This window comes from Cellulosilyticum ruminicola JCM 14822 (genome assembly GCF_001311925.1).
In the GTDB taxonomy this organism is placed as follows: Bacteria; Bacillota; Clostridia; order Lachnospirales; family Cellulosilyticaceae; genus Cellulosilyticum; species Cellulosilyticum ruminicola.
In genome coordinates this window covers 21231-36152 of sequence record NZ_BBCG01000009.1, presented here as the reverse complement: position 1 = coordinate 36152, position 14922 = coordinate 21231, and the positions used below count along the sequence as shown (strand labels likewise).

Here is a 14922-nt window from a genome sequence, read left to right as displayed (position 1 = left end):
TAGTGAATACTCAGGTGAAAAATGGACCTAAAGTATTTGCCGTAAGCGGCATTAAAAACTCTGGGAAAACAAATTTAGTAAGTAAGCTTGTAACTGTTTTAACTCAAAAAGGCTATAAGGTAGGTGTCATTAAACATGATGGCCATGATTTCAAGGCAGATCACGAAGGGACGGATAGTTATAGACACAAAGTCGCTGGTGCTCAAAATGTCATCGTCTATTCTGAGACGAAGTTTATGATGATACAAGATGTAAAAGAACCTACCATTGAGGAGATGATTCAGTTACAGCAGAATATGGATATTATTATTTTGGAAGGTATGAAATATTCTAGTTTCCCTAAAATAGAAGTTGTACGTAAGGGCATTAGTCAGGAAACTGTCTGTGACCCGTGTACATTATTAGCAGTAGCTACAGATGTAGAAATGGAAGTTGGAGACATACCAATTGTTAATATAAATGACTTAGAGGGTATTTTAAAAATTGTATTAGACTATGTTCAAAAATAAATAAGATAAATGATTAATATGGGATATAAAAAGAGGCATTATGAGAAATCATAGTGCTTCTTTTTGAATACAAGTTTATTTTTTAGTATATAATATAATGGGATTTTGAAAATTAAGGAGATAGATATGAAAAAGCTATTAATTGTGGAAGATAATGAAAAGTTAAGGAATGAAATAGGGGTTTTCTTTAATAATAATGGGTTTGAAGTAGAAGTGGTGACGGTTTTTGAGGATGTAAAGGAGCAGATTTTAAGAAGTGAAGTGGATTTGATTTTATTAGATATTAATTTGCCTGGGGTGGATGGTTTGTATTTATGTAGGGAAGTGCGTAAGGCTAGTGATGTGCCAATTATTATTATTACGAGCCGTAATACAGAATTAGATGAACTCATTAGTATGAACTATGGGGCAGATGACTTTATTACGAAGCCTTTTAATACGCAGATTTTATTGGCACGCATGAATAATATTTTTAAGCGTATAGATAGAAGCTCTGGGACACGTATTGATGCTGGAAGGTTTATAATTGATGTGACTAGAAGTAGCTTTATTCATAATGGGGAAGAAGTAGAACTTACACGTAATGAGTTTAAAATTTTATATTTATTAGTAGAAAAGAAGGGAAGCATTGTCTCAAGAGATGAGATTATGAATGGCTTATGGGATAGTGAACTCTTTATAGATGATAACTCCCTAACAGTAAATATTAATAGACTACGTAATAAACTTAGAGAATCAGGGCTTGAAAATGTTATAGAAACTAAGAGAGGACAGGTACATAATCAAATGAGTTTTTTAGCGTATTTAAAGGATAAGCAGGGGTATTTAATAGCCATGTGTATAGGTATGGGTATTTCAGAGGGGTATTTATGTATCTTTAGTATGAATCTATTTTTGAAGCTTTTAATAGGGATGATTTTTTTAGGCAGTACGTTTATGCCACTTTTGGGAGAGTATTTAAAAAAGCTAAGATTTTATACTTATTTAAAGAAGGCAGAAGAAGGGCTGGATAAGAAATATTTATTTACAGAGCTTATTAATCGGCCTGATTTTCTAGAAGGACAGATTTATTATGATGCAGCAGTAGAAGTCAATCATAATATGAGTGATGAAATCAATTTGTATAAACGTAATATTAGGGAGTACAAAGAGTATATAGAAATGTGGGTGCATGAGGCTAAAACTCCTATTGCTACTACGAAACTTATTATTGAAAATTATCCAAGTAGTGTGACAGAAAACATTGGGGAGGAAATCGAAAAATTAGAAAATTATATTGAACAGGTTTTATATTATTCCAAGATTGATATGGTAGAAGAGGATTACAAGATTACAAAGTATCATTTGAAAAATATTGTACATAAAGTAGTGATTCACAATAAGAAAGCCCTTATAGGTGGAAAGATTAAAATGGATTTACATGACCTAGATTATGAAGTTCAAACAGATGCAAAATGGTTAAGTTTCATATTAAATCAAGTCATTAATAATAGCATTAAGTATGGAAGAGCGGAAGGAGCTTGTATTGAGATTTATGGAGAAAAAGCTCATCAGCAGCTTAAGTTGATTATAAAAGATAATGGCATTGGTATCAAAGAAGAGGAGATTAAGAAAGTATGTCAAAAAGGGTTTATAGGTACTAATGGACGTAGAAATGAGGCCTCTACAGGTATGGGGCTATATATATGTCAGAAGCTGATGGAAAAAATGCAGCACAATATGCAGATTACTTCTAAGCTTAATGAATATACAGCTGTGACCTTGATATTTCCATTAAGCAGCTATTTTTTATTAGAAGCATAATTCTTATATATAAAGCAGTATGTCATGTTTCTTACAAATATGTAAGATTAGCTTAAGGCGGAGCAATGGTCTGTAAGGTATGGATACTTTATACTGTGATTATCAAATAAGTAAAGGAGTAAGCAAAATGGAAATAGTATTACAAGTAAATGGAATTGAAAAGTATTATGGTAATAAGAACAATCTTACAAAGGCCATAGATCATATATCTTTTAACGTAGAACAAGGTGAATTCATTGGAATTATGGGGGCATCGGGAAGCGGTAAGACAACGCTTTTAAATTGTATTTCTACTATAGACCGTGTTACAAGTGGTGAAATTAAAGTAGGTGGCAAAGATGTCACAAGGCTTAAGGGCAATAATTTAAATAAATTTAGAAGAGATGAGCTTGGTTTTATCTTTCAAGACTTTAATTTACTTGATACACTAACAGCTTATGAAAATATTGCATTAGCACTGACAATCCAAAGAATTAGTGCTAAAATGATTGATCAAAGAATTAAGGATGTAGCCAAGAACTTAAATATCACGGAGGTCTTAAATAAATATCCTTATGAAATGTCAGGGGGACAAAAACAAAGGGTAGCTTGTGCAAGAGCACTTATTACAAATCCTAAAATGATTTTAGCAGATGAGCCAACAGGGGCATTAGATTCTAAGTCTGCTAGAAACCTACTTGAAAGTATGGAAGCTATGAATAATACACTAGATGCCACTATTTTAATGGTAACCCATGATGCTTTTTCAGCCAGTTATTGTAGCCGTATTTTATTTATTAAAGATGGCCGTATCTTTAATGAGATTGTTAAAGGAGACGATAGCCGCAAAGAATTTTTCAGCCGTATTATGAGTGTGCTTGCCTTATTAGGAGGTGAGGGAGATGTACTTTAAGCTTTCAATGAAAAATATGCAAAAAAGCTTCAAAGACTATGCGATTTACTTTTTAACACTTATTTTTGGCGTATGTATCTTTTATACTTTTAACTCTATAGGTTCACAAAGTGCCATGTTTAAACTTTCATCAGCTAAAAATGAAATGGTTCAAAACCTGGTTTTAGTGATGCAGCCTATTTCAGTAGTGGTTTCTGTGATTTTGGCTTATCTTATTGTATATGCCAATAACTTTTTAATCCGCCGTCGTAAAAAAGAGTTTGGTCTTTATCAAACATTAGGTATGGGCAAATGGCATATTGCACAGATTTTATCTTTTGAAACACTTATCGTAGGAATCTTATCTTTAGGTGTCGGTTTATTAATTGGGGTCATAGTTTCACAGGGTGTATCCGTAGTCATTGCTTATATGTTTCAAGCTGATTTAAGGGACTATACCTTCACATTTTCCAATGATGCCTGTATTAAAACATGTATCTATTTTGCAATTATGTATCTTTTAGCACTTGTATTTAATATGATAACAATCTCACGTTATAAACTCATTGATTTATTAACAGCAGGACAAAAGAATGAAACATTAAAGGTGAGAAATCCTTATATCACACTTATGCTCTTTATATTAGCCATTGGACTTATTGGCACAGCTTATTATTTATTAATAGGTGCAGGCGCACTTAGAGGGGGCAGCCTTACAACAATGAGTGTCATGTTTATTACAGGTGCTTTAGGCACTTATTTCTTATTTGCTTCTTTATCAGGTTTCTTATTACGTATGGTACAAATGAATAAGAAACTTTATCTGAAAGATTTAAATATGTTTGTATTAAGACAGTTTAATAGCCGTATTAATACGACAACTGTGTCTATTACAATAATCTCATTAATGTTACTTTTGACAATAGGGATTATGTCCTCAGCACTTTCAATCATTGGTACGTTCAATCAAGATTTATCAACGAATAATTTAACAGACTTTTCAGCATTAGCGTATGTGGAGGATGAGAAAGACCGTGATAAGGAGCAGCCATATAGTATACTTGCTCATTTTGAAGCAGAAGGCTTTGACTATAATGACTTATTTGAGAACATTGTAGAATATGGTAATTATCATGTAGAACGCCAGGAAGCCACACTTACACAATTAATGGGAAAAGAAGCGATTGATAAAGTACTAGCACAATATGGTGGAGCTGTAAACTTTAATGAAGATTATCTGCCAACAATTTTAGAATCTGATTATAATAAACTTATGGAGTTATATGGTAAACAAGATCAAAAAATAGAACTTGAACCTAATGAATATGCAGTTGTTTGTAACTTTAATGGTTTATTAGAATATGTAAATGCAGGTTTGAAGGCAGGGCATACTTTAGATTATGGTACAGGAAAGTTAGTGCCAAAGTATGATACAGCTATTGATATGCCACTTAGCAATACAAATACAGATTCAGAATTAGGAACAGTTATTATAGATGATAGTCTTTTTAATGATAGCTTTAAGCAAGAAGCAGCTTATATATGTGCCAACTATAAAAAAGCTGGTCAAACAGTAGAACAAGCAGAAGAACATGTAAGAGCAGAAATTAAGAAGTTCTATGAAGAAAAAGTTAAACCTTATGACTATATGTATACAAAGCTTCAAATGGAAGCTTCAAGTGTAGGGATATCAGCCATGATGGCCTTTATCGGTTTATACCTAGGTATGATTTTCTCAATTACATCTGCTGCAATCTTAGCCATTAGACAGCTTTCAGAGGCTTCAGATAATAAAGTCCGTTATAATGTGTTACGTAAAATTGGAGTAGATGAAAAGATGATTAATTTCTCACTTCTTTTACAAATTGGATTATACTTTATGTTCCCATTAGCCGTAGCCATTATTCATAGCATTGTAGGACTTACTGAAATTAACAAGATGATTGTACTATTTGGACACATCAATATTGCTAAAAATATTTTCTTTACAGCAGTATTTCTTATACTTATTTATGGTATGTACTTTATTGCAACTTATTTAGGTAGTAAAAATATTATTAAAGAACCAGAACGCAGAAAATAAATAGACAAGTCTGTAGAAAATACATGGCTTCTTATAGAATACTCATAAGCTAGAAACTTGGACATATAATGTATGGAGTAAATGATAAGGAGCAAAAAATGAAAGAAAAACATGTTAAACAGATTCCCAAAATAGCAGTGATTATTAGTTTAACTGTGCTCGCAACGTTACTACTTATTTACTTAGGCTTGGCAATTTATTTTATAGGGCATTTTTATTGGGGAACAAAAATTAATGAATTAAGTGTAGGGGGACAAAGCATTAGTAAAGTTGAGAAGAAATTTACAAATCAAGTAAAAGCATATGCTTTAACATTACAAGAACGTGGGGGAGAAAGTGAGACGATTAAAGGCAGTGACATAGGGGTAGACTTTAATGCATTGGAGCAATTAAAAGGGCTTAAGAAGAAACAAAATGGGTTTATGTGGCTATTTAAGTTAGGAGGGAAGAAAGAGTATGACTTAGATAAAGTCTATACTTATGATGAAGCCAAATTAAAAAATAAAATAACCGAATTAAAATGCTTAGATGATAAACATCAGATGGTGCCAGAGAATGCAAGTGTTGTTTATGAGAAGGAGTGCTTTATAATCAAGGCAGGGGATAAAGGTAATCTCATTAAACAAGACGTATTATTAACAAATCTAGAAGAAGTCATAAAACATGCAGGCAAAGAGATTGATTTAGATGAAGCAGCATGCTATGAAGAGGCTACATATCAAGTGGACTCTAAAGAAATCGTAAACTTAGAAAAAACTTTTAATGCGTATCTTAAGTCTGAAGTAACGTATACTATAGGGGACAATACGGAAACGATTACGAAAGAGCAAATTAAAGATTGGCTTTGTGCAGATGATAAAATGCAGCCACAATTAGATAGAAAGCAAGTAGAAGGATATATTGATACCTTAGCCAATAAATATGATACGGTTGGTGGGACACGTCATTTTAATACATCTTCAGGTACAACTGTTGAAGTAAGCGGGGGCGATTATGGCTGGAAGATTGATAGAGATAAAGAAACACATGAGCTTGTCAAAGCTCTAAAAGGCTTTGAACCGGTGAAACGTACACCAATATGTACCCAACAAGGGGTGGCTTATGGACTTGCAAATGATATAGGCGGTACGTATGTAGAAATTAATTTAAGCAGTCAATACTTATGGCTTTATAACAATGGTAAAAAAGTTACAGAAGGCAGTATCGTTTCCGGTACAGCAGATGGCAGACACAATACACCACCTGGTGTTTATAAAATCGATTATATGGAACGTAATGCCACATTAAAAGGGCCAGGTTATGTTTGTCCAGTATCTTTTTGGATGCCATTTAATGAAGATATCGGTTTACACGATGCCACCTGGCGCGGCAGCTTCGGCGGCACCATTTATAAGTACAACGGTTCCCACGGCTGTATCAATTGCCCATATGGCTTAGTAGAAACAATCTTTAATACAGTTAGCTCAGGCACACCAGTTGTATGTTACCATTAAAAATCGAAAATAACGTATCTAAAATAGATATGTTTAAGATAAAAAAGGCTACGACAAGTCTTACATCCAGTAAGCCATTGCAGTAGCCTTTCATTATTCCAATTAAGAATGGGTAAGCTTTTACGAAGTTTTTTAAATACTACTAGAGTATCCTTAACCCAAGTTTTCTAATATCAATAAAGTATCTTTAACCTTACTTTTTACTCCAGAGTTCTGGAATAAGTAGGAGTAAGATAGGATAAATTTCAATACGTCCAATGATCATAAGTAAAGAAAATACAATCTTACTTAAATCAGTGAAAGTAGAGAAGTTACCTGTAGGCCCCACAATTCCGATACCAGGTCCTATGTTATTCAGCGTTGCTAAAACTGAAGTAGCGGTTGTTCCGAAATCAAAGCCATTTAAAGAGATGATAATCACCGCTATAATAAAGACAATGATATAAATAAAGAAGTAACCTAAAACGCTGAGCACTGTTTCATTTTCTACCGTTTTATCATTAATACGTACAATTGTACAAGCATTCGGATGCAAGATACGTTTAAAAGTATAACGCGTAGTCTTAAAACCGATTAAAAATCTAGATACTTTAATTCCACCGCCTGTTGAACCGGCACAGCCACCCATCACCATAAGTGAAAGTAAAATGACTTTGCTAAACATAGACCATGTATCATAGTCTGCTGTCGCATAACCAGTAGTTGTCATTACTGAAGCTGCTTGGAAGGCTGAAAAACGTAAAGCTTCGCCTGCTGAGTTATAATAGCCACGAACTAAAAGGTCAATGGTAATAAATAAAATACCAGTTCCCATAACGGTTAAGTACAATCTAAGTTCTTGGTCTTTAAAAAAGCTTTTAAAGTTACCTTTAAGTATTAAATAATAGAGGGAGAAGTTAATCCCTGATAAAATCATAAAGATTGTAATAATCCAATCTATAGGTGCACTATTATAGTGTCCTACACTGGCATTCATATTAGAAAAACCACCGGTTCCTACAGTACCAAGTGCATGAATAAAAGCATCATACACAGACATTCCTGCAAGACAAAGTAAGATGACTTCTAATAATGTAATCCCTAAGTAAATACTATAGAGGATTTTAGCTGTTTGGCCGATTTTAGGTACAAGTTTGCCTACAATAGGTCCAGGACTTTCCGCTCTTAAGATTTGGAGTGACCCTACTCCTAGAGAAGGTAAAATCGCAATGGCAAATACTAAGATTCCCATACCACCTACCCAGTGAGTAAAGCTACGCCAGAATAAAATACCACGAGGTAAACCTTCGATTTGTGTCAAGATTGTAGAACCAGTTGTGGTAAAACCTGAACTTGATTCAAAGAAACAATCTATAAAAGAAGGGATTGCACCACTGAAATAAAATGGTAGGGCCCCGAAGAAAGAAATCAGGAGCCAGCCAATAGCTACAATGGCAAAACCATCTTTTGTAAAAATCGTCATTTGGCGCGTTTTGAGTAAAGCAAGGGGACAACCTATTAAAAGGAGCAATCCAATGGTATAAACAAAGGATAAGAAATCCCCATCACCATACCCTAAAGCAACTAAAGTCGAAGGTATTAAGGCGATGGCCTCACATACCAAGAGCATTCCCAAACTTCTTAATACTATTTTTAAGTTCATTTGTGAATCCTCCTGCCTTAGTAGCAATTTCTTTTAAACTTGTAATATGCTGTTTTGTAATAATTAAAACACGGTCACCTTTAAAGATACAATCATTACCTGTAGGAACGATTACTTCATTTTTACGTACGATTGTTGTAATAAGTACATCAGGGATAAATTCAAGTTTTGCTAAAGGAATATTTAAGATGCCATCTTCTTCAGAAGCAATAAACTCAATCATTTCGCCATCTGTGCCCATCATACGGTGAAGGGTTTCTATAGCGTGTCCACGCACATTTTTTAAGATGTTATTTGTAATAATGTCTTGTGGTGTGATAACAGTATCAATACCTAAATCAGAGATCAGTTCAGAGCAGTGATTACGGCTAATTTTTGTAATAACACGTTCCACATTGTGACGTTTGGCAATAAGGGTTGCAATAAGGTTTTCTTCATCACGTCCAGTTAAAGAAATGAAAGCATCAGTACTTTCAAAATGCTCAGATTGAAGTAATAAACTATCTGTACCATCACCATGAATAATTAAAGCTTGTGGTAAATTTTCAGCAAGTGCTAAGCAAGTCTCTTCATCTTTTTCGATAATTGTTACTTTGATATGCATTTGTCCAAGAAGTCTCGCAAGATAATAAGCAATTCTACCACCACCTACAATCATAACATTACGTACTTTAGTAGAGACACCTTGAAGACTCTTACAGAAACTTAGCATACTTGCTGTTTTACCTACGACATAAATCGCATCATTAACTTGTAATATATCATCTCCTTTAGGAATGATTAAATTACCATTTCGAATAATTGCACCGATAAGTAGTGGATCTGGGAATTTCTCAGAAATATGTTTTAGCTGCATACCAGCTAAAGGCATATTTGCTTTTACAATGAGTTCCACCATACGTACACGGCCTTTTGCAAAGTTTTCAATTTTGACAGCACTACCAGGAAGAGCAGTAATGATACGTGCAATTTCATCAGCAGCGGCTTCTTCTGGATTAATGACCATATCGAGGCCTAAGTCTTCTTTAATAAGCAGTAATTCTCTAGCATATTCTGGGTCACGAATACGTGCAATAGTACGTGCTACACCTAACTTTTAGCAGTCAAACAGCAAAGCATATTAATCTCATCACGGCCCGTTACTGCGATGAGTAAGTCCGCAGTTTGACTGCCAGCTTCGATAAGTGTACTAGTGCTGAAGCCTTTTCCTTTGATAGGCATAACATCTAATGCATTTTCTACCTTTTCGATTGCCTTAGGATTTGGGTCAATAACAGTTACATCATTATGTTCAGAAGCAAGATGCAACGCTAATGTGTAACCTAATTTACCCACACCCACAATAATTACATTCATAATAATTCTCCTAGTAATAATTTGTAGTCTAGTAAACCTATTTTTATTATATAATTTTATATTAGAGATAGTAAATATAAAATCAAATTTTTATTAACTTCTATAATAATGTGACAAAACTAATTTAAGGTCTTCATCTTTTTCACCATAAGTGAGAAATTCTTTGTTGATATTGACAGACTTTTGAAAATCTGTTAGTGCATTATTTAATAAAGTTTCATCTAGAATGTGATTTTTATTTAAATCAAGAGCCCAAAAGCATGCACGATTGTAATAAAGAAAGCCACAATCGGGATTTTCATTAATGCCTTCTGTAAGATAATGAAGTCCTTTGTCAAGAAAGCCAATGTCTTTATATAAAACGGCTAAATTTAAAAAAGTATAAGGTGAAGGCTCCAATTTTAATGCCTTCTTATAATATAGTATGGCATCTTCAAAACGTTTTAGTCGGCCACATATGACACCCATATTAAAAAGTGAGGTGGCATCTTGTGCATCAATTTCATAGGTTTTGTAAAAAAGATTATAAGCTTCTTCATATAAACCATTATTTTCATAAATTGATCCTAGATTTGTAAGCCCCCAAAAGTCATCAGGTACCAGATTTAAAAGTTCTTTATAATACATAATAGCTTTTTCAGTATCACCTAATTCATCATAACCACTAGCTAAAAAGAAATAAGCACGATCATAAAAAGGATTAAGGGCGATGGCCTTTTCATAATAAGGCAGGGCAGCCTTCAAATCGTTACGCTCATCTAAAATGCTGCCAATGCCATAATAAGCACGGCATTCATCTGGGTCTATGAGAGTAAGTTCTTTAAAAGTTTTCATGGCTTCTTCATCATTTCCTAAAGCTTCATAAGTTAATGCTAAATTTAATAAAAGTTCACTACTACGGTCGCCTAAAGAATAGGCTTTTTGAAAATAATTCAGTGCTTTAAGATACTTTTCATCATCGAAAGCATCTTCTCCTAAGTGTTTATAAGGCATAATAACTCCTTTATCTGTAAATTATTTGAAATTCAATTTAAGTATAATAATAATTGTAACATTAAAGATATATAATTTTACAAGATATATTTTAGCATATTCGATGTAATAAGAATATGAAAGAGGATTTATATGAAAAAGTGTAGGGAGGCAGAAAGAAAAATTAGCCTACTTGCTATTATAGTATGATTGCTATTTTGTTATGTACCAACAATCTTGGCAAGTAATGGCGGATTTTATAATCAAGCTCAAAGACTTCGATACAACTTATCACACCATACGTTTTATAACTTACAATGAAAAAGATAAATTAATAAATCAAATAAATGAAGGTTATACTCCCATTAACTTTGTAGATTACAAAGCTTATAAAGAAGGCAACAAGGGACTATCTAAAAAAACGATTTTAATTACCTTCGATGATGCAATTACACCAATGCCTATTCTGTACTTGTGGCCCAAAATATAGAAGCCACCTTCTTTGTGCCAATGAAAGTAGTAGGCAAACAAACAACAGCCAATAATCACTTCAACTGGCAAGAAGCCAAAGAAATGGAAAAGAGTGGCCTTATCGATTTCCAAAGCTACACCTATAGCCACTGCAATATGAGTTACTTAAACAAAAACAAACTTTTACTAGAAATCACAAAATCCTTTGAAACTATCGAAAACCATCTAGGTGAAAAATCTAGACAAGTATGCAATGATGTAGGCGTAGATTTCCAAATCACCGAGCTAGCCACCCGCACCCATCAAAACTCCGCCGCATCCACGTTCACAACAACCTAAGCGGTAAAGAGTTAGTAAGAGAAATAAGAAACTTAACTATGTAAGAGAGTTTATTAGGTTATAGATTTTTTATATACAATGTAATAACATAGATACTCATATAAAATATGCCCCGAAATCTCGAGGCATATTTTTTAAAAGTGGAATAATTCACATCTTCTTTTAAACGTCACAGGTTACTAGATGGAGCGCAGTTGGACTCGAAGCTGCCAGCAAACCCCTAAAGTAATTCTATTGACAATCCAAAGTCTTAGAAAAAACGTCAAAGTTACGGAATAGAGAGTTGTGGAACTGAGGGGGACTAGTCTACCTGTGGAGTAATTTTATGAGACTCTTAGAGAAGATAATGAGTGCGGTTTTAAGTTGATTGTTTGAGTAAGCGGAGTGCGTGAGTTTTCAACTGTTGCACTTATTATCAAACTTAGAGTCTCAAAAATTGCGTAAGGTGTAGCTAGTCACCCACAGTTTCACAGCTCGCCTAAGGGGTAACTTAAAATCTTTTAAAACTTTGGTTACTAGCTGGCAGCCCTGCGTCAAACCGCCCCCGTTGGTAAACTGCCTTTACTCGATGTAAGTATCAGCTAAATCAATCTGAGAGTTAGGGGAGAACTTGGAGAATACGAATTTAAGTTGATTGCCTCCTGTTAGATCTAAATCGATTTTTCAGGTAAGCTGTCGCTATTTAGAGTATAAGTTGCTAAAAGATTGTCATCTAAATAAACGCTGATGATACCACTTGTTGATTTGAAATCTTCACAGCCGAGAAGTCCTTTTAAATGATGATAGTGTCCACTCAGATTAAATGAAGCAGACTGGACATTAGAAAATGAATAGCCTAAGTTATGGGTGATATTGCCCATACACATGGGTTTATTGGTTTTTACATCAGGTGCATAGAGATAAGCCCGATTGTTGTCATAGTCATAATGATAAACTTTTAAAATATCACTCATAGCTTTGGAATTGGCCAGATTACCAATGGTAAGGGTCTGATCTTCTGGGTCCCAGCAGACGTCTTCATTAGTAATGACCTCCAACGTCTCATAAGGAATGAAAATCAAATCATCCTTTACAGCAATATTTTGTTTGATGGTACGCCCATCAGGAAGGATAATATCTGCTGTATTGTATTCCAGTTCTACCGTTTTGGGTGGAAAGATATTGGCAGTGCAGACTAAAGGAATACCGATGGCTACACATAAAATAAAGATTATCCTTGAAATTTGATTTGAATGTCTATTAAAGAAATGCATAATACAACCTCCTATTAAAATATACAGGTAATTTATGCAAAAATTACAGAATTATACTTTTTATTTTCAAAACAAGTAGTATAATTGAATACAAACAATATTGAATAAATAGAAAAATGAGGAAATTGAAAAGATGATAAGATTAAGAAAAGCAGAACTGGAAGATCAAGAATTTATTGGAAAGGTATGTTTAGGAACGCATAAATTATATGCCCCTTTTATGGGGGATGCTTTTATTAAACAGGCGCATAAATACGAAGATGCCCTGCCTTCAGGTTATCATATTGATATTATAGAGGATAATGAAAAACAATTAGGTTTTGTGGGCTATAAGCGTAAGACGGAAAAAGTCATGTATATTACAGCGTTTTATTTGTTAGATATTTATTATGGTCAAGGTTATGGGACTAAAACGATGAATTATTTAGTAGATGAATTTCAAAAAAATGGTATGAAAGAAGTGTTATTAGAAGTTCATAAAAAAGCTAATTGGGCACAGAAGTTTTATGCTAAACAAGGCTTTAAAATTGCTTATGGCATAGATATTTATAAAAATGATGTTTATGAAAAGGAAATGACATTACTTTACAAAGAAATAGTTTAAAAATAATAAATTTATATAAAATATTAACTATTGTGATATAATAAAGTATCCTAAAAGATAAAAAAGCTTCTAGGAATAAGGGATTATTACACGAATAAGTTGATTAAAATTCATACATAAAAAAGGAGAGAAGCACAATGAAATCAAAGAAAATGTTCACAGTATTATTAGGAATGATAATGGCAGTATCTACAAATGTGATGGCAGCGCCAAAAGCTATTAATGTAACAATTAATAATGAAGCTGTTCAATTTGAAGGGGTGAAACCATTTGTAGATAAAAATAATTGCACATTAGTACCATTACGTTTTATCAGTGAAAAATTAGGGGCAGATGTAAAATGGGATGCTAAGGTGCAACAAGCGACTATTTCTCAAGAAGGCAAAGAAGTCATCTTAACTGTAGGTAAAGCAGAAATGTTGATTAACGGCAAAAAAGCTTCAATGGATACAAAACCTGTTAAAAAAGAGGGTTCTATTTTTGTACCAGTGAAATGCATAAGGGAGGTACTTGGTGTAGAAACAAAATGGGTTAAAGAAACAAGTACAGTAGCTATTTCAAAACAAGCTGTAGAACCAGTGAATATGACAGATATTGTAGCAAAAGTAGGGGATGAAGTCATTACAGTTAGAGAAATAGAGGCGCAAGTAAGCTATGAAATAGCAGTTATGCAGCTTCAATATCAGTATGAATCTTCTTTCTTTAAATCAGAAGAAGGTAAAAAACTTATAGCAGATCGCAAAAAAGAAGTTGTAGATTACATTATTAAAAACAAAGTTGCGCTCATAAAAGGAAAAGAACTTAAATTAGAGCCTAAAACTAGTGAGGTAGATACTGAATTTAAAGCAGCTAAGGCAAGTTATCCTTCAGAAGCTGAGTTTAAAGCAGCATTAAGTACTACAGGATTAACAGAAGAAGGTTATAAAGAACGAATTAAAGAAAATATGACAATTACAAATATCATGGATAAGATAAGCAAAGAAATTACTGTATCAGATCAAGAACTTAAAGATTATTATAATGCCAATATAGTAGATTACATGTATGCGCCAGGTGCAAATATGTATCATATTTTAGTAGCAACAGAAGAAGAAGCTAATAAAATTAAAGAAGAATACAATAGAGGGGCAAGCTTCGCTGATTTAGCTAAAAAATATGGTACAGATGGTACAAAAGATGAAGGCGGTGCATTAGGTTATATTCAATATGAATCAAGAGCTTATGACCAAGACTTCTTAAATGGTGCTAAAGAATTAAAAGAGGGAGAAGTCTCTGCGCCAGTTAAAACACAATTTGGTTACCATCTTATCAAAGTAACAAATGTACATAAAGACATTTATACCACACCTTTAGAAGAAGTAAAAGATCAAGTGAAAGAAGCTGTTATTTCAGATAAAGCGACACCAGCTATTTATGAACAAATTGAAAAATGGGAAGCTGAAATGCAAATCGAAAGAAATGAAGATATCATTAATAGATTATAATTTGTAAAGAGAGTAGTAAAAGCCAGCAGTAAGACGATAGGA

The 14922-nt window shown here is 33.5% G+C and carries 12 protein-coding genes and 1 pseudogene; 8 read left to right on the top strand and 5 right to left on the bottom strand.

Annotation, left to right across the window (positions count from 1 at the left end; translation table 11 throughout):
* Positions 1–2: 2 nt before the first annotated feature.
* The 5 genes from mobB (at position 3) to JCM14822_RS04890 (ending at position 6759) form a co-directional block, all read left to right on the top strand.
* Positions 3–509, top strand: a complete 507-nt coding sequence (gene mobB / locus JCM14822_RS04910; protein ID WP_242861403.1) for a molybdopterin-guanine dinucleotide biosynthesis protein B — start codon at positions 3–5, stop codon at positions 507–509.
* A gap of 126 nt (positions 510–635) precedes the next feature.
* On the top strand, positions 636–2312 hold the full coding sequence (locus tag JCM14822_RS04905; RefSeq protein WP_054740203.1) for an ATP-binding response regulator: 1677 nt from the start codon (positions 636–638) through the stop codon (positions 2310–2312).
* Positions 2313–2439: 127 nt separating this feature from the next.
* The gene (locus tag JCM14822_RS04900; protein WP_054740201.1) at positions 2440–3204 is read left to right on the top strand and encodes an ABC transporter ATP-binding protein; all 765 of its coding nucleotides are present in this window, start codon (positions 2440–2442) and stop codon (positions 3202–3204) included.
* The gene (locus JCM14822_RS04895; RefSeq protein ID WP_054740199.1) at positions 3194–5266 is read left to right on the top strand and encodes an FtsX-like permease family protein; all 2073 of its coding nucleotides are present in this window, start codon (positions 3194–3196) and stop codon (positions 5264–5266) included. Before JCM14822_RS04900 ends, JCM14822_RS04895 begins: the two co-directional genes overlap by 11 nt.
* A 98-nt stretch (positions 5267–5364) precedes the next feature.
* A complete protein-coding gene (locus JCM14822_RS04890) occupies positions 5365–6759 on the top strand; it encodes a L,D-transpeptidase family protein (protein ID WP_054740197.1) in 1395 nt (464 codons plus the stop codon).
* Positions 6760–6952: 193 nt separating this feature from the next.
* Here the strand turns inward: JCM14822_RS04890 and JCM14822_RS04885 are convergent, their stop codons facing one another.
* The 4 genes from JCM14822_RS04885 to JCM14822_RS04875 all read right to left on the bottom strand — a co-directional run bounded on the left by JCM14822_RS04885 (position 6953) and on the right by JCM14822_RS04875 (position 10750).
* Positions 6953–8401 (bottom strand): TrkH family potassium uptake protein, encoded by a 1449-nt coding sequence (locus tag JCM14822_RS04885; protein WP_054740195.1) that lies wholly within the window; start codon positions 8399–8401, stop codon positions 6953–6955.
* Entirely contained in the window at positions 8352–9437 is a 1086-nt protein-coding gene (trkA, locus tag JCM14822_RS04880; protein ID WP_242861407.1) for a Trk system potassium transporter TrkA, read from the bottom strand. Before trkA ends, JCM14822_RS04885 begins: the two co-directional genes overlap by 50 nt.
* 53 nt (positions 9438–9490) lie before the next feature.
* Positions 9491–9757, bottom strand: coding sequence for an NAD-binding protein (locus JCM14822_RS21565; protein WP_242861402.1), 267 nt, complete (start codon positions 9755–9757; stop codon positions 9491–9493).
* 93 nt (positions 9758–9850) lie between these two features.
* Positions 9851–10750, bottom strand: coding sequence for a tetratricopeptide repeat protein (locus JCM14822_RS04875; protein WP_054740193.1), 900 nt, complete (start codon positions 10748–10750; stop codon positions 9851–9853).
* Positions 10751–11188: 438 nt separating this feature from the next.
* On the opposite strand from JCM14822_RS04875, the pseudogene JCM14822_RS04865 reads away from it, so the two are divergent.
* Positions 11189–11539 (top strand): annotated as a pseudogene (locus tag JCM14822_RS04865) (polysaccharide deacetylase family protein); the annotation flags it as partial.
* 650 nt (positions 11540–12189) lie between these two features.
* Here the strand turns inward: JCM14822_RS04865 and JCM14822_RS04860 are convergent.
* Positions 12190–12792: a hypothetical protein gene (locus JCM14822_RS04860; protein ID WP_054740187.1), complete on the bottom strand. Its 603-nt coding sequence runs from the start codon at positions 12790–12792 to the stop codon at positions 12190–12192.
* A 133-nt stretch (positions 12793–12925) separates the two neighbouring features.
* Between JCM14822_RS04860 and JCM14822_RS04855 the strand changes: the two genes are divergently transcribed.
* Both JCM14822_RS04855 and JCM14822_RS04850 read left to right on the top strand, forming a co-directional pair.
* Positions 12926–13396: a GNAT family N-acetyltransferase gene (locus JCM14822_RS04855; protein ID WP_054740185.1), complete on the top strand. Its 471-nt coding sequence runs from the start codon at positions 12926–12928 to the stop codon at positions 13394–13396.
* A 137-nt stretch (positions 13397–13533) separates the two neighbouring features.
* The gene (locus tag JCM14822_RS04850; protein WP_054740183.1) at positions 13534–14880 is read left to right on the top strand and encodes a stalk domain-containing protein; all 1347 of its coding nucleotides are present in this window, start codon (positions 13534–13536) and stop codon (positions 14878–14880) included.
* Positions 14881–14922: the final 42 nt, after the last annotated feature.